General features: G+C 67.6%; 12 protein-coding genes and 2 pseudogenes. 2 read left to right on the top strand and 12 right to left on the bottom strand.

What is annotated here, in order from left to right; translation table 11 throughout:
* Window positions 1–37: 37 nt before the first annotated feature.
* Window positions 38–460 (bottom strand): hypothetical protein, encoded by a 423-nt coding sequence (locus tag JNW87_RS08630; RefSeq protein WP_109801869.1) that lies wholly within the window; start codon window positions 458–460, stop codon window positions 38–40.
* A 69-nt stretch (window positions 461–529) separates the two neighbouring features.
* On the opposite strand from JNW87_RS08630, the gene JNW87_RS39345 reads away from it, so the two are divergent.
* Window positions 530–664 carry a hypothetical protein gene (locus tag JNW87_RS39345; RefSeq protein ID WP_255543608.1) on the top strand — a complete coding sequence of 45 codons (135 nt, stop codon included), beginning with the start codon at window positions 530–532 and terminating at the stop codon, window positions 662–664.
* Between the two features lie 78 nt (window positions 665–742).
* Here JNW87_RS39345 and JNW87_RS08625 read toward each other — a convergent pair whose 3' ends face one another.
* The 11 genes and pseudogenes from JNW87_RS08625 to JNW87_RS08580 form a co-directional block, all read right to left on the bottom strand.
* Window positions 743–955: a hypothetical protein gene (locus tag JNW87_RS08625; protein WP_238453459.1), complete on the bottom strand. Its 213-nt coding sequence runs from the start codon at window positions 953–955 to the stop codon at window positions 743–745.
* Complete coding sequence (locus JNW87_RS08620; RefSeq protein ID WP_238453458.1) at window positions 874–2,295, bottom strand: AfsR/SARP family transcriptional regulator; 1,422 nt, start codon at window positions 2,293–2,295, stop codon at window positions 874–876. Before JNW87_RS08620 ends, JNW87_RS08625 begins: the two co-directional genes overlap by 82 nt.
* 912 nt (window positions 2,296–3,207) lie before the next feature.
* A complete protein-coding gene (locus JNW87_RS08615; protein ID WP_146231068.1) occupies window positions 3,208–3,534 on the bottom strand; it encodes a hypothetical protein in 327 nt (108 codons plus the stop codon).
* 14 nt (window positions 3,535–3,548) lie between these two features.
* A pseudogene (locus JNW87_RS08610) lies at window positions 3,549–3,935 on the bottom strand (transposase family protein); the annotation flags it as partial.
* A gap of 158 nt (window positions 3,936–4,093) precedes the next feature.
* Window positions 4,094–4,684 (bottom strand): T6SS immunity protein Tdi1 domain-containing protein, encoded by a 591-nt coding sequence (locus tag JNW87_RS08605; protein ID WP_146231069.1) that lies wholly within the window; start codon window positions 4,682–4,684, stop codon window positions 4,094–4,096.
* Window positions 4,685–4,810: 126 nt separating this feature from the next.
* Window positions 4,811–5,170, bottom strand: coding sequence for a hypothetical protein (locus JNW87_RS08600; protein WP_109801873.1), 360 nt, complete (start codon window positions 5,168–5,170; stop codon window positions 4,811–4,813).
* Window positions 5,171–5,323: 153 nt separating this feature from the next.
* A complete protein-coding gene (locus JNW87_RS41390; RefSeq protein WP_375373479.1) occupies window positions 5,324–5,611 on the bottom strand; it encodes a hypothetical protein in 288 nt (95 codons plus the stop codon).
* Complete coding sequence (locus JNW87_RS41385; protein WP_375373481.1) at window positions 5,551–5,754, bottom strand: SMI1/KNR4 family protein; 204 nt, start codon at window positions 5,752–5,754, stop codon at window positions 5,551–5,553. Before JNW87_RS41385 ends, JNW87_RS41390 begins: the two co-directional genes overlap by 61 nt.
* A 75-nt stretch (window positions 5,755–5,829) precedes the next feature.
* Window positions 5,830–7,533 (bottom strand): HNH endonuclease, encoded by a 1,704-nt coding sequence (locus JNW87_RS08590; protein WP_238453461.1) that lies wholly within the window; start codon window positions 7,531–7,533, stop codon window positions 5,830–5,832.
* A gap of 2,240 nt (window positions 7,534–9,773) precedes the next feature.
* Window positions 9,774–10,391 (bottom strand): hypothetical protein, encoded by a 618-nt coding sequence (locus JNW87_RS08585; RefSeq protein WP_238453456.1) that lies wholly within the window; start codon window positions 10,389–10,391, stop codon window positions 9,774–9,776.
* The gene (locus JNW87_RS08580; protein ID WP_238453455.1) at window positions 10,385–14,860 is read right to left on the bottom strand and encodes a DNRLRE domain-containing protein; all 4,476 of its coding nucleotides are present in this window, start codon (window positions 14,858–14,860) and stop codon (window positions 10,385–10,387) included. Before JNW87_RS08580 ends, JNW87_RS08585 begins: the two co-directional genes overlap by 7 nt.
* A 415-nt stretch (window positions 14,861–15,275) precedes the next feature.
* On the opposite strand from JNW87_RS08580, the pseudogene JNW87_RS08575 reads away from it, so the two are divergent.
* Window positions 15,276–15,821: pseudogene (locus JNW87_RS08575) on the top strand (IS630 family transposase); the annotation flags it as partial.
* Between the last annotated feature and the right edge of the window lie 99 nt (window positions 15,822–15,920).

Below are 15,920 nucleotides of genomic sequence, written 5' to 3'. Positions count from 1 at the left end.
CGCCGGATAGGTTTGATTATCACCTGCCCGACGGCAGTCACTCTAACACTGAAGCGCGCTCAAGAGCATCAGCGCCCACTCCGCTGGCAACAGATGTCAACCCCTCGAAGTCGCCGGCCGGGGCCCAGCCGCGCAGCGTGGGGTAGCCGATGGCCCGGGCCGCGGTTGTCACCGTGCTCCGGCCGCTGCTGTCGTGCCCCTGGGCCGGGTGGAAGCGGAGCGCGAGGAACGCGGTGCCGGGCAGGTCGACCGGCGTGCCGCTGCCGTCGGACTCCACCCGGTCGACGTAGCCGACCTGGTAGCCGGGGGTGGGGCCGCGGAAGGCGAAGGTGATCCGGCTGAACCCCTCGGCCGGATGGTCACCGACCTGGATGCCCACCAGGACCGGCAGCGGCTCCCCCGGCGCCGGGGTGACCGGCACCCGGACGTCGTGCGTCACCTGGGCCGGCGCGTCGGGCACGGCCAGCCGTAGGTCACCCGCCAGTCGCCGACGGTCTGGCTCGGCGCGACATCGGTCGAAGGCGGGGCGGTGGCCGACGCGGTTACGGCGGTGGACGCGCCGGGCGTGGACGCCGTCGAGGGTGGGGACGCCGCGCCGTCGTGGTCGGTCGCGCAGGCCACCGCGAGCAGCACGACCAGGCTGGCGAGCAGTGGTACGCGCTGAGGTCTCATGACTCAGTCTGACGCCGGGCCGGGCGCCCTGGACAGAGCCGTTCGTCCACGCTCGGCGGGTCACCGAGGGTCAGGCGGCCACGGGGTCGACCCGCCAGCCGGGCAACGGGTGCGTCGGGGCGGACGGCACGGCCGCCAGCTCGGCCGCGTACTCGCGGACCAGCGCCGGCAGGCGGTAGCCGCCGGGCCCCTCGCACTGGATCAGGTGCGCGTCCGCCAGCTCCTCCAGCGCCCGCCGTACCCGGTGGGCGGAGACGCCGAGCTGTGCGGCGGCCCGGTCCACCCGGGCCGGGGCGTCTGGGGACGCGCCGAGCAGCTCCAGGAGCCGGCCGGCCACCTCGTCGTCGGAGCGGACGGCGGCGACCCCGGTCGCCAGGCTCTCCCGCACCGACAGGTCCTCGTAGGCGAGCAGATCCAACCGGTCCTGACCGTCACCGACCTGGGCGACCAGGGCGGCCACCGACAGGGCGGGGCACCGGGCCAGGCGGGTGCCGGCGATCCGCAGCGCCAGCGCCGAACCGGCGCAGAGCCGGACCAGCTTCGCGGTGGCCGCCGGATCCGCGGCCAGCCGCTCCGGCCCGGCGAAAGCGGCCAACACGTCGCGCCCCTGCGCGGCGCCCAGCGGGCGCAGCGCCACCCGGCGGACGCCGTCGAGGCTGCCGAGCGCCGCTGACCGACGACGATCAGGGCGGGGCCCGGCCCGGCCGGCAGCAGCGGCCGCACCTGCGCGGCCCGGGTGACCCCGTCCACGACCAGCAGGAACCGTCGGCCGGCGGCCAGCGAGCGGAACCACCCCGCCCGCTCGTCGGTGTTGCCGGGGACGTCCGCCGGGGCGACGCCGAGCGCGCGCAGCACCCGGGCCAGCACCTCACCCGGCGTCACCGAGTTCCGGTAGCCGAGGTCGACGAAGACCTGCCCGTCCGGAAAGCCGCCGGCCACGGCGTGCGCGGCCCGTACCGCGAGGGCAGTCTTGCCGCTGCCGGCCGCCCCGGTGACGACCACGGCGGCCGCCTTCGCGCCGCCCACCGTGTCCACCACGTCGGCGGTCTCCCGGGTACGCCCGACGAAGGTGACCAGGTCCGCCGGCAGCTCCCGGGGCACCGTCCAGCCGACGGCGGGCCGCACCTCGGCAGTGGGTGGTGGCGTCGGCGCGACGACGACGGGGACGTACGACAGCTCCGGCGCCCGATCGAGCATCGCGCGGTGCAGGGTGGCCAGGTCCTCGCCGGGCTCGATGCCGAGCTGCTCGTCCAGGACGGCCCGGGCGTCCCGGTAGACGGTGAGCGCGGCCGGCACGTCGCCGCAGCGATAGAGGGCGAGCATGAGCTGCCCCCAGGCCCGCTCCCGCAGCGGGTGGGCGGCGAGGTGCCCGCGCAACTCGGGCAGCAGATCACCGTGCTGACCGGCGGCCAGCCGCGCCTCGGCCAACTCCTCGAAGACCTGGAGCCGCTGCTCGTCGAGGCTGGCCCAGCGGTTGTCCAGCGCGGTGCCCCGGGGCAGGCCGTCGCCGGAGGCCCCGCGCCACTGTTCCAAGGCGGCGGTGAGCGTGGCGATGGCGCCGGCGGGCTCGGCGGTGGCCAGCAGCGCCCGCCCCTCCCCCGCCAGCCGCTGGAACTCGGCCACGTCCAGTTCGTCCGGCGCCAGCCGCAGCTCGTACGCGTTCGGGCGGCGACCAACCGGTCGCCGAGGGTGCGCCGCAGCACCGCGACGTGGGACCGCAGGTTCGCCACGGCGGACGCCGGCGGAACGTCGGACCAGACCATCTCGGCCAGTCGGTGCAGCGAGACCGATCGGTTCGCCTCGATCGCGAGACCGGCGAGGACCGCTCGTCGCTTCGCTGCGCCGGGTGTCACGACCTTGCTGTCGACGCGCAGCTCCACAGTGCCCAGAAGCCGAATCCGCAGTTTCATCCCGCCGCTCCCCCGTTGAACCTCGAGCGCGCTCAGGCTAAGCGGGCGCTTGCGGGGACAACAAGGCTGATGACCACCGACAGAAGGTGACGAACATCAATGTCAACGACCGGCGTGTCGGCGTAACGAAATTGTCACCGAGAGCGCTCCCCCGTCATCCGTGACGCTCGGTGAGCGGCGCCGCCGCGAGCCTTTTCGGCGATGCTGGAGCCGTTACCCCGCTTCTCGCAGCTTGAAACGGTGGAAACAGCGATCGGGATCAGTCCACACGGGCACGGCCGGACGGCATAGCGGCCGGACGGGTGCGGGGCGCGCCACTCCGGTCTGTCACGACGTCCGCGCGGCGACCACGATGATCCACCCGACGAGACCCGCCGACCGCGAGTCCGGCGACGGCCAGCCGAACGGCTGACACCGGCGCTTTCCACAAGCGCGGCCTTCCCGACAACTTCTACGCGCCGGGGCGCTCGTCCCATCCGAGCCTGAGGGGGCGGCACCGACCACCGTCGTCCACGGCTCAGTGAGCCATTTTCATGGTGATGGTGTTGGTCATCGACGGTGCGGCGGGGAGGGATCATCTCCCGCTGTCGGTGGGTGTCGCCAGCGCGTCGATGTCGGGTTCGAGTCAGCCGGCCTCGGGAGTCAGGCGGTAGCTGCTGCAGACGTCGAGCAACAGAGCGGCCCTGATTTCGAACGACTCGTCGGTGCCGTCCAATTCCACCTCGACCAGCACCTGGTCGTCAGTACCCGCGAAGTGCATCTCGACGCGGGGCTGCCCGTCCAGCACTAAGGTGAACCAGCGGTCGTTGCCGGCGCCGGAGTCTTCGACTCCGGCGGTGAGCCCGCTCTCGTCGAGCCGGCAGCGCACAAGATCAGCGATCGTCTCGACGAACGGCAGTAGATTGGCGCGCCAGATCCACCCGTGCATCGTGCCGCGCGGCTCGGTCTGCATCCTGTCAGGGTAGATTGATCCGCGAAGGTCATCACTCCGGTGCTGGTCAGCGCGTCGATCAGGCCGTGGGTGCGGGCGGCCGTCGGGTCATGGGTTGAGCCGGGTAGCGCGGATGAGGCGCAGATCAGCCGGCCGGCGGCATCGGCCAGGACCTGCACGTTCACGCCATGGCGCTTGTGCTTACCCGAGTAGTAGGGCCGCTGGTCGGCAACTCGATCGATCGGAATCAGGGTCCCGTCGAGGATCGCATACGCCAGCCTGGCGACCCGGCCCATAGCTTCGGCGAGGTCAGCGCCGTGGGCGGTGAGCAGGTCGACGGCTTCGCGCAGGTACCGCCACACCGTGCGCAGGTGGGCCAAGGCCATCAGCGCCTGCTGCTGCGCGGGCAGACGACGCCAGCGGCCGCCGAGGGATGCTGGCAGGATAGGTCAGCAACGAAGCTCCCGTGCTGGAAAGTGCCTCTTGGTCGACTGCTGTGCTACCAGGAGCTTCGTCCTATCTAGAGCAACGACACGACGCTGCGCATCTGCTCAGCCGCCTTGATCACGATGAAAGGGGTTCACTGCTCCACATCGTCGGCCACGATGATCCTCTGGATGGTGGTACCTGCCGGCATGTGGCGAGTGCCCGTGCGAAGCTGGACGCGCAACTCCCAGTACACGTCGTAGGGCACGACCTCGAGGTTGTGCACCTCGTCGTCTCCCCCGAGGAAGAGCGGAACCTTGTAGCCGACGCACTGGTCGAAGGCGAGCCTGTCGAAGCCCGGGTTCGCCGATCGCCACTCGTCGAAGAATCCGGCGGCGAGCCCGGTCGGGTCCGCCACGAGAACCTCGTCGTCGAACGGTGTCAGCTCGACTTCACTTTCGAGAAGCTCACCCGCGCCCGGCTCCACGAGGACGACAAGTCCCTCTCCGTCGCCGCCTTCGAGGTCGACAGCAAGGTTCCGGCCGAGCCAGTCGAAGCCGAAACAATACATCCGACCGGCGAAGCCGCGAATCAGCCGTGCGCAGAAGTCGTTCGAGGCCGCCGCGGATTCCGGCGTGTGAATTCGATACAGGCCATCGCTGAAAGTGGTGCCGGAAAACCTAGCGAAGGGTTCGGACAGAGTTGGCGGAACCGCAGCGCCAGCACCGTCCGCGACATGGTTCAAGCGACTGTGATCCGATACTGACTCAGAAACTTATCCCACACAGCCGACTCCAAAGGCAGTGGTAGGGGGCTCGGCGGCGTCCGAGGCCTCGGCCTTGAGGGACGAGCCATGACGCCGGAGAAGGGCTTACTGCTCACGCCACATGAACTCGGTCATGAGCCGCGGCACGTCGTGGGCCAGCCGCAGCGCAGCCAGTCCGGTCTCGTGCCGCACCTTTGCGCCGGCCGGGACCCACGCCTCTTGCCCGCACAACAGGATCTCAACAAGATCCGTGTCGGGTGACTCCTCAAGCCAGTACCACGTGCGGTCGTGCAGCAGTGAGACGGTACTGAACTCGTCGTGCACCGAAACGATCATCACATCGTCACCGTCGATGCCGTAGCTGAATATCGGTTCATGGTCCGGGACGTACAGGCTGGGCAACTCATCGATCGTGACGACCCGGGCCGCCGCATACGGCTGATACGTCTCCATTTCATACGCCACCAGCCGATCATAGAACCGCGCTCACGAACGCGCGTGCGCGTATGGACCGGTGCGATCGAGCCGAGGCCGGTTGCACAACCAAGCAGCATCAGCCGCCGACAAGTGAAGGGCCCACCCCTGTTGCCAGGAATGGGCCCCGCACTCAATCAACGGTTACTGGTCATCGTCTTCATCTTCATAGACCTCGCACGAGACCAGGCCATCGATGAACTCCCCGAACGAGTCGGCGACCCGCCGAGGAATCCTGTCTTCGCCGACGTATACGACCGCCGGCTCCCCGTCCGGTCCGGACTCGGAGTAGTCCAGCATGACCGTGTCGGGGCCGGCCATGGGCGTCACACCGAGCACTACCCCGACATTCGGGTAGTCCCATTCGGAGATCAGCTCAGCCGACTGCGCGTCGATACCCTCCTCATATCCGATGCCCATGATGACGTCCAACCCGAAGTGGTCGCTGCCCAGGACGTCCGGAAGCTCGTCGGATAGCAGGTGTTCTTCAGAACACCGCCGTTCTGCCGATACATCAGCTCCACGTAACTCCGCGGCAGCCGAAATCCGAGAGTTTCCTCGGCCTGCCGCACCATGTCCTCGGTCAACGGTGGTCCGATCCATGGCGACGGACCTTCTTCGAATGGGGAAGTCATCTCAGCGCATAACCTTCAGCAAATTGAGGCGCCACCGGTGTGACCCGTCTTGGCATGGATGGCCATATTGACCAGCTGCATGCGTCCACAGTCTTGGTGATGATGCCACGTCCATGTGCCCTTCCTGTAGGCCTCCGTGATACCCGCGGCCTTGTCCGCGAGCCTGAAGTCCTTCTTGGGATCACCGGTCAGCGTGATGGAGACATCCGGAACGCTCGGATCCTTGTGCGCGGAGAAGTCCGGGAAACCCTGTCCATCGAACGGCACCCCGGTCTTGGGGTGAGTGCCGCCGGCCAGAGAGGCGTTCCTCGGCCCCACCGGCGTACCACCGGTAGCGCACGTGCAACTGGTCTTGTGCCCGCCAACCGTACCTCCGCAGTTGTGAACGAGCAGCGGCGTGTCATTGGCGACCACATAGTAGCTGTGTACCCCGTCGACGGTGAGGTTGTGGACCCGCTCGTGCTTCACCGTGCGCTTGACCGCGGTGACCTGAATCCAGTCACCAGCAGCACTCTGCAGCCACATGCCGGGCCGGAGCTGCCCGGCCTTGGCCCACATGCCGCTGTCGGGGAGCCAGACCAGGTGAGCATCGGTTGAAGTGATGCTCCCGGTCTTCGAGCCGGCCGCGCCGTCCAGGTCGACGGTGAAGGTGATGAAGGTCTTCTTACCCTCGACGCTGCGGACGTTGGTCACCGTCCGGAGCTGGTTCTCCCCCGACTCGACATCCGTGGCCAGAACCCCATCGCCCTCCTTCAGCTGCTCGATGGCCTTGCTCGTGCCATCGGCCATCACGACCTTCGTACCAGGCACGAAGCTGTTCGGCCTCACCAGACATGAATCCTCCGGCGACGAGTTCTGCTTGGGTGCCGTTGGTTCCTCAGCCTTGGGCTTCGGCGTGTTGCTAGGCACCGCCTTTGAGGTGTCGGTGGTCGCCTCGACGCCGTTCTGGACAGCCTTGGCGTTCTCGGCCGCCTTCTCCAGGTCCCGGGCGGTGTCGATGCCGTCAGCGATCTTCTTACCCGTTTTGGCCAGCTTGGCCGCGGCCACCGCGTTCCCCGCCAGCGGGATCGCGGACGCCATGGACAGAGCCGCGTCGACGTAGTTGCCCTCGGCCGCGTACCAGATGCCGTTGGCGACGTCGGCGACCTCACCGATCACCGGCACCATGCCGGCAACGTCCAGGGCGGCGTGGCCGATGTCCGACCACGACATCCCGAACAGGTGCCCGTCCAGCTCCACGAAGCTGATCGGGTTACCGCCGGCGAACGCGTACCGGTTGCCGGTGAACGGGTCCATCGCCAGACCCATGTCCGCCAGGGCGCCGCCGTACGAGTCCCGCGTCAGGAACCGGTTCAGGCCCGGGTCGTAGTTGCGGAAGCCCATGTCGTACGTGCCCGAGGACGCGTCCCACCGGGAGGCGTTGAACCGGAACGCGTTGTACGGCTCCTCGCCCTCCGGCGTCGCACCCGGCTTGTCCACACCGGTGAACTGCGACTCGTCGTCCTTGCCGTACGCCGTGTAGCCGTACGTCGCCCGGGTCTTGCCGTCCTCCTTCGTGATACCGACGACGTCACCGCGCGGCCGGTAGATGAACTGCGAGTACTCCCGGCTGCCGTCGTCCTTGTGCTTGATCTGGGTCAGCTGCTGACCCCACGGCGCGTACTGGTAGGACTTGGTCGCCTTGCCCGCGACCTCCTCCCGCAGCACCTGGTTGTCCATCCCCAGGTAGGTGAAGGCCGTCGTCTTCGAGCCCACCGTCTGCGACACCGTCCGGTCGAACGGGTCGTAGGCGTAGGTCGTCGACTTCGCCGTCGCACCGATGCCCGCGGTGGTCTTCGCCGTGCGGTCGAATCCGTCGTAGTAGTACTTCTGCGCCCGCTGACCACCGATCGACACCGTGTCGAGGCGACCCAGCGGGTCGTAGTTGTACGTCGACGTCACCCCACCGGCGGTGGTGGAGTGGAGCCGGTTTCGGTCGTACTTGCTGGTGCTCGTCGCGCCCTCGACAGTCTGGGCGACCGTGTTGCCGTTGGCGTCGTAGGTGTACGACTCCGTCGAGCTGCTGTCACCGGTCTTGTCGAGCTTGGCGATCCGGTCCTGCGGGTCGTAGCTGAAGACGTACGTGTTGTCGATGTAGTCCGACGAGTTGTCAGCGTTCATCAGCTTGAGCACGTCCCGCGACGGGTGCCCGTTGGCCTGGTACTCCAGCGTGTGCTCCGCGACGGTCGCCCCGCCGGAGGTCTTCTCCAGCTGGTGCTTGGTGGCGCCGTCGAGGTAGTACTCGAAGTCCACGGTGTTGCCGTTGGGCTTCGTCTGCTTGAGCAGCTGCCCGCGAGCGGTGTACGTGAACGTCGAGATCTGCTGGTTGCCCGCCGTCGGCGAGTCGGCGTTGGTCACCTTGGCGACCATGTCCCGCGCGTCGTACTCGATCTTCGACCAGGTGAGGTCGTGAGTCGAGGTGAGCGGGTTGCCGTTCTCGTCGTAGGTCAGCGCCGTGGTGTTCTTCAGCGTCGACCCGGCGTACTCCTTCACCGAGGAGATCTGGCTGAGCTCGTCGTACGCGATGTCGTACCGGTCGATCTTCGCGCCCGGGCTGAGGTCCTTGACCTCGACCATCAGCCCGTTCGGGTTGTACCGGTAGGTGAACTCCTTCTTCTCGTTGTCGACGTCACCGGTGTTGTCCCGCACCAGCTTGACCGCGTCGGCGACCACCTTGCCCGTCGCCTGGTCGGTGACGGTGATCTTCTGGACGCCGTCCTCGACGAAGGAGTAGCTGCCCAGGCTGATCCACGCGCCGGTGTTCTGCGTCTGGTTCACCGTTCTGGTGGCGCTGCCGCCGTCGTAGGTGATGGTGAACTTCGCGTCCGTCGCGGCGCCGCTGACCTGCGGATGCCGGACGAACACCTCGTAGCTGCCGTCCCGCGGGATGTTCAGCTGCCAGTTGAACTGCGCCGACCCGCTGCCCGCCGGCGCGGTGGCCACGTCGTAGCCCCACTGCCCGGTGGCGGCGCCGCTCGTCCAGGTGCCCTGGGCGGCGGTGTTGTTCGAGTCGGTGTTGTCGACCAGGACCACGTCCTTGCCGACCGGCAAGCCGTCCTCCGACCGCCCCTTCTCGTTGCCCGACGGGTAGTAGTCCCAGGTCATCGTCCGGCTGGTCGACCCGCCGGCCGAGGTCAGCGTGTTCTTGATCTGCTGGCCCAGGTCGTTGTAGTCGAAGGAGTTGACGATGTCCCACGGGTCCTTGGACGTCCTGGTCCACCCGTTGTCGTAGTAGGTGTACTCGGTGTCGTTACGGACCGTCTGCCCGTCCGACGGGGGCGCGCTGACCTTCTTGAGGTTGCCGATCTCGTCGTACTCGTAGAAGGTCTTGTCCGGCGTGTTGTAGCGGCTGTCGTCCTTGTCGTAGGACGACCACTCCTCCTTCTTGCGGTTGAGCGCGTCGTAGACGGTCACCACGGCGAAGTCGTCGGCGTCGTCGCTGGTGTTCACACCGCGCGGGGTGATCGCCTTCGTCTGGTTGCCGACCTGGTCGTACTCGTACTTCGTGGTGCGGTAGGTGATGGTGCCGGAGCCGTCCTTGTCGTGCGGCACCTTCGACTCGACCAGCGCGCCGCGGGCGTCGTAGATCGCAAGCGACTCGTTGCCGTCCGCGTCGGTGGACCCGAGGGTCAGGCCGTCCTTGTCGTACCGCGCGGAGGTGAACTTGCCGAGCGCGTCGACGGTCTTCACGACCCGGTGGTTCGAGTCGTACTCGTACTTCGTGGTGAAGTCGTCCGCCGCGCTGGCGGTCTTCTTCGCGTCGTACAGGACCGTGACGTTGCCGACGTTGTCGTACTCCGACGTCACTTTCTGTCCGAGGCCGTTGGTGACCTCGATCGGCTGGTAGATCGCGTCGTACTTGGTGGTCGTGGTGTAGTCGCCGGCCGTGGAGGTCAGGTTGCCCTGGGGCTCCGTGACGGTCAGGACGTTGCCGACCTTGTCGTACGTCGTGGTGGTCTTCCGCTCCGGGTCCGTCGCCTCGTCCGTCGGCGCGAGGGTCTCGACGGCCTGGTCCGCCTTGTCGTAGACGGAGGTCGACACCGCGCCGTTGGCCGCGTACGCCGTGGTGATGTTGTCGTTGAGGTCGTACACCGGGGCCTTGGTGGTGATGTAGCGGTTGTTGGCCGCGTCCATCGGCTCCACCTTGGTGGTCGCCGGCCGAAGGTGTCGTACGCCTGCGTCACCTTGGCGTTCTTGCCGTTCTTGACCTCGGTGACGTTGCCCCGGTCGTCGTAGGTGAAGTACGACTTGCCGGTGCCGGCGTCCGTGATGGTCGTCGGGTAACCGCTCGCGTGGAAGGGGCCGTATGCCGTGGTGTTGCCGTTGGCGTCCTTGGCGCTGAGCAGCTGGCCCCACTCGTCGTAGGTGTTGGTGCTCGTGTAGTCGCCGGCGGTCGCCGTGGTGTTGCCGAGCGGGTCGGTGACGGTTTCGATGTCACCCTCGGCGGTGTAGCCGAAGGTCCACTTGCGACCTTCCGGGCTGGTCTTGGTGATGACCTCGGCCACGTAGCCGTTGAGCTGCCGCTGGTAGGTCAGCACGTGCCCGGCCAGCCGTTCTTGACCGCCTCGGCGTTCTTCGTCTCGGTCGGGTAGCCGGTCTTCGGGTCGTACGCCCAGGTGGCGACGGCGCCGTTGGCCTCCTCGAGGCGGATGACGTTGTGGTCGTCGTCCCAGCCGAGCTTGGTGACCTCGTTCTTCGCGTTGGTCGTCTGGTACGAGCGGCCGTAGCCGTCCAGTTGGTACGCGGTGGCGTGGTTCTCCGCGTCCGCGACCGTGGCGTTGATGTTGTTGCCCTGCGGGCCGTCCGGGTCGACGTAGCCGAACTGGGTCAGGTAGCCGAGCCGGTCGGTGTAGGACTTGGTCGTCCAGTGGAACTTCGGGTCGTCGCCGGTCTGCGGGTAGTTGTAGACCAGGCTGCTGGGGTTGCCCCGCGGGTCGGTGACCTTGACCAGCTTGACGTTCTTGTTGCCCTGGGTCATGTCGTAGGCGAACTTGAACGTCTTCGGCGTGCCGTTGGTCGACCCGGCCCCGTCGATCAGCTCACCGAGCAGACCCTTGTCGGTGTAGGTGAAGGTGAGCTTGCGCCCCGAGATGTCGGTGATCTGCGAGACGTGGTCGATGATCTTCGGGTTGGTCAGGTTCGTCGCACCCGACACCCGGTTCCAGGTGGTGTCGTCGATGTAGTCGAACGTCTGACCCTTGGCGTAGTAGTCGATGGTCAGGGTGATCCGGCCGGTCGGGTCGGTGATGTAGCGCAGGAACTTCGTCGGCTTGTTGTTGGACTTGCGCTCCTCGTAGGTGAAGAGCATCTCGTTGCCGTTGTTGTCGACGATGCTCGACAGGAAGCCCTCGCAGTCGTAGAAGAACTGCGTGCGGTCCGGTCGGGTGAGCACCCACGCCTTGCGCTCCTGCGTGTTGGGCTTGCACTCCACGCTGCTGTACTTCTGCAGGTAGAGGTGCACACCCTTGGGGCTCTTCCACTCGTTCGCGGTGGCGTCCCAGGTGAACCAGTGGCTGGTGCCGTCACCGTCGGTCAGGGTGACCTTGGTGGGGTTCGGGTTCGGGTGGAAGTCCAGCGGGGTGCCGAGCCGCATCATCGAGCTGGCCTGCAACGACCAGCCGTACCCGGCCACACTGTCGGTGGTGTCCAGCGAGTTGTAGGACATCCGCACGAACGTCGACAGGCCCCGGGAGGGGTTGTTGATCGCGTTGTACGACCAGACGGTGTTGCCGGAGTACAGGTTGTTCATCATGGTGCCGCCGGCGCCGGTGTTCTTCCCCGCGTACGAGTAGAACTTCTCCAGACCCAGCTGGTCGGAGGTCGGCTCCTCCACCGCCACGTTCTGCGGCAGCGGCTGGATCGCCGGCGTGGTCTCCGACAGCTTCTTGCCGGTCAGCTTGTTCCGCAGATCCCACTGGAGCACGTAGTCGGTGCGCTTGTTGCCCTCCGTCGACGACGGCGGGGTCTTCACCTGCGCCGCCACGTCGACCGTGCCACCGGCCGGGACGCTCTTCGGCAGCGCGGTCTTCAGCTCGTAGGTGGCGTCCGCGCCGTCCGTGACCCCGTCGGCCCGCTTCCAGTCGTACGCCAGCTCCCAGTCGGTCGGATTCCACGCCGCCAGGGTCGGGTTCGACAGCGTCACCGGCACCGTGTACGTCGAGTCCGCGGTGGCCAGCGGCGGCGTCGAGGCCGCGTAGTACGTGGACTCCGCGGTCTGCTCGAGGTAGGTCACCTCCAGCGTCGGCCGCAGCAGCGGCTCCTGGCCCTCCGAGGACAGCAGCATCGCTCGCGCGGTCTGGTTGACCTCGTCGCGCTGCCGCAGCAGCAGACCGTAGTTGCTGGTCGGGGTGGCCACCCAGCCCTTCACCGGGCTGGTGACGTCCCAGGTCTCCCACTCCGGGTCGTTGGTGAACCCGTTGAAACCGGCCTTCCAGGTGGTGTCGTAGTCACCGCCAGGCGTGGTCCACGCCGTGACCCCGTCGGAGGTGTTCCACGTCGCCTTCGTCTCGGTGAAGGCCTTGGTCATCCGGTAGACGTCGACGTACTCGTCGGTGTCCGTGCCCGGGTAGAGACCCGTGTTGTACATTCGCAGCTCGGCGTCGACCACCTGCGCGTTGGCCGGGATGCCCGTGAGGGTGGGGAACTTGAGCAGACCCCGGGTGTCGCCGTAGTACGACGAGTTGTTGCCCGGGCTGACGTACGGGTCACCGTCGTAGACGTCCACGTTCTCCGTCGGACGCGCCGCCGACAGCGTGGTGTCGGTCTGACCGGTGCGGTAGATCCGGGTGATCTGGCCGGCCTTCGGCAGCATCGCCTGCTGCGTCGGACCCGCGAGAACCTGCCCGTCACGGGTCTTCACCGCGACCATGTAGTAGTAGAACTTCCGCGCCATCGGGTCGGTGTTGTCCGCCGCCGTCGGCACCGCCGTGGTGTCCTGGTACGTCCGTGTCCCCGTGGACACCGGAGCGATCAACGTCGCCGACGACGGGGTGAAGTTCTGGTAGATGCTGCGGTGCACCTGGTACTCGACCGCGTCATCGGCGGTGCTCGTCGACGGGTCCACGTACGCCGGCCAGTCGAGGACCGCACCGGTGGAGGTGATGGTGGTCGGCGGGTTCACCGTCACGCCCGGCCGGCCGTAGGTGACCACCAGCTTCGGCAGGTTGAAGTCCCGACGGGCGTTGCTGTAGGCGAACTCGGAGGCCTCGAAGATCGGGCCGCCCCGGCCCTTCTTCGCCTCGTCGACCGCCTTGACCATGAAGCCGTTGTTGGCGTACGTGCCGTTGACCCAGTCCTGGACCACGTTGCGGACCGGGAACGTGCTCCAGACGTTGGAGACCGCCGCCTTCTTGGTCGTCACGCCCCAGCGGGTGAAGCGGACCGCGTCGGCGATCACCGACTTGCCGGAGACGTCGCCGAGGACGACCTTGCCGGTGGTGCCGGCCGCGAACGGGTGCACGCCGAGGGTCTTCCACTCCCCGAGCCCACTGCCGGTCTGGTCGACCGTGTAGGTCTTCGAGCCGCCGTTGAAGTACACCGTGTACGGCGCGTTCGTCGGCCGGTCGGCCTCCGAGACGTAGTGGACCTCGACCTGGTAGTCACCGGCCTCGGTGATCGTCGGCACCCAGGTGTGGGTGTTGCCGGTCGTGGTGTCGTTGTTGTACCGGTAGTCGCCGTTGATGGCCAGCGGCGTCAGGGCGGTGTTCCCGGAGTAGGACCAGGTGCCGCTGGCCGAGGTGCCCGCGTCGCCGTCGTCCTTCGTCACCATGTTGCCGGCCGGCTGGGCGGCGATGTTGGCGTTGGTGTTCGACCAGTTCGCCGTGCTCTCGCTCCACGGCTGGGTGACCCGCCGGGCCTCCATCGCGACGTCGAAGCCCCAGGCGTAGTGGGTCTGGGAGTAGTACATCTGCAGCTGCGCGTCGTCGATCGGCGTGTTCGCCGGGATCGAGCTGACGTCGAACTTGACCAGCGACCGCCAGGACTGCGCGGCGTCCGTGCCGACCTTCAGCTGGTAGGTGTCGTTGTAGTTGGTGGTGGTCGCGCCCGAATAGATCGCCACATCCTGGGCGTCCGTCGGCACCGGCTGGACCTTGATGGTCGGGTCGATCACCACCGGATACACCCGGGCCGGGTCGGCCAGCCAGCCGGCGTCCCCGGTGATCGTGATCGTCGACGTGGCACCGGACTGGGTCACCTTCTGGGTGACCTTGTCGCTCCACACCTTCCCGTGCGGGGAGGCCTTGTCGTCCTTGCTGTCGTACATGAACGGCGCCGGCATCACGAACACCGGCGCGCCGCCGTCCCTGCCGACGAACGCGATCGAGCCGTCCTCCCGCTGCTGCGCGGTCAGCCCGGCGGTGTCCAGGGTGAACGTGTACGACGCCGGACCCCCCGGCGCCCGACGAAGGACGATCTTCTCCTTCAACGCCGTGCTGCTCACGTCGTACACCACGTCCGCGCCGCCCGCCAGGCCCGCGTAGGTCACCGTGGAACCCGACACCTTCGGCGTCGCCGCCTTCGCCGCGCCGGCCAGACCCAGCTCGATGCTCCGGCCGTCGGCCTCGAACCGCACCAGGTCGGCCGTGCTGTCCCCGAACAGGCTGGTGAAGGTGTTCGTGCGGTTGCCCTGCACGTACCCCTTGTCAGAGGTGGGGCGGACGGTGGTGTCGATGGCCTGGAACCGGCCCTTCGCGTCCCGGTAGTGCAGCGGCACCGCCGAGATCTCCGCCTGCGTCCGACCGTCCGACAGCTGATAGACCCGACTGTTCGCCGTCCGCTTACCGGCCAGCTCCCGGACCCGCTTCTGCTCCGGCCACTTCTTCCCCGCCAGCGGCTTCTCGTCGCGGGCCAGGCCCGCGCTGATGACCTCCGGCTTCGCCCGGCCCGACCCGCCGTCGACCAGACCCCGCGCGGCATCGCCGATCCGCGACAGCAAGCCGGGGTGGTCGTCCTTCGCTCCGGCTGCCTGGCCGGTGCGAGCGGGGTCCTGGTCCGGCAGGAGCGTCATCCCGCCCAGCGTGGCCACCATGACCAGCGCCAGGCCCCCGATCAGGGGGCCTCGTGATCGCCTTTTCACCCGTTACCCTCCGGTCCCTTGAAGACACGACGGGTGAAGGCTAGAAACGAGCGATACTCAGCCGGATATCTCTCAGCTACTTCCTAGGTTTGCTCCAAGGAAGCGGTGCAGGGCAGCGGAAACGTCGGCGGTGGCCGGGGTTCAGCCGCGCTCGAGCCACTGCCGGGGGGCGAGCACGATATGCGGCGACGCGGCCGGATCGAGCCAGCGCAGCACTCCGACGAGGTCCTCGTGGGCGAGGCTCACACAGCCGGCGGTGGCGTTGCCACCGGGGTCTGGAGAACTCGTGGAGCAGCGACTAGTGTCGTGCGTCGGAAATTCGCCATCTTAATTGTAGGCTGTGTGGATGGCGGGTCGTGGGCGTCCGAAAGCCGAGTTGATCCTCAGCGAGGATGAGCGGTCGACGTTGCGGCGTTGGGCGCAACGGGCGAAGTCGTCGCAGGCGTTGGCGCTTCGGTGTCGGATTGTGTTGGCGTGCGCCGACGGGCTGTCCAACGTGGAGGTCGCTGACCGGCTGGGGGTGGACCGCACCACGGTCGGTAAGTGGCGGTCGCGGTTTCTCGCTCGACGGTTGGACGGCCTCGTTGACGAGGATCGGCCGGGCCGTCCGCCGTCGGTCACCCTGGACCAGGTCGAGGACGTGGTGGTGGCGTCCCTGGAGCAGACCCCGCGCAACGCCACGCACTGGTCGCGGACGTCAATGGCCGAGCGGACCGGACTGTCGAAGTCCACGATCGGGCGGATCTGGCGCGACTTCGGCCTCAAACCGCACCGGGCGGAGACGTTCAAGCTGTCCACCGATCCGCTGTTCGTGGACAAGGTCGTCGACGTGGTGGGGCTGTACCACAACCCGCCCGAGCGGGCGGTGGTCCTCTGCGTGGACGAGAAAAGCCGTGCGCCACGAGGCGCTGATGTTGCCGTGCAGGAGGAAGTGCCTGCCGCCGGTCATCGCAGTGAACGGTAGAAGCTGAGGGCAGGCTGATCCCCGGGT

This window comes from Micromonospora sp. ATA51 (assembly GCF_016802855.1).
Lineage (GTDB): Bacteria > Actinomycetota > Actinomycetes > Mycobacteriales > Micromonosporaceae > Micromonospora > Micromonospora sicca.
This window is presented reverse-complemented; position numbering and strand designations above follow the sequence as displayed.

Coding starts and splice junctions, on each gene's coding strand:
- JNW87_RS41385 (WP_375373481.1), bottom strand. CDS start 5,754: ATGGTGCGGCAGGCCGAGGAAACTCTCGGATTTCGGCTGCCGCGGAGT.
- JNW87_RS08580 (WP_238453455.1), bottom strand. CDS start 14,860: ATGACGCTCCTGCCGGACCAGGACCCCGCTCGCACCGGCCAGGCAGCC.
- JNW87_RS08590 (WP_238453461.1), bottom strand. CDS start 7,533: ATGGACAACCAGGTGCTGCGGGAGGAGGTCGCGGGCAAGGCGACCAAG.
- JNW87_RS08615 (WP_146231068.1), bottom strand. CDS start 3,534: ATGCAGACCGAGCCGCGCGGCACGATGCACGGGTGGATCTGGCGCGCC.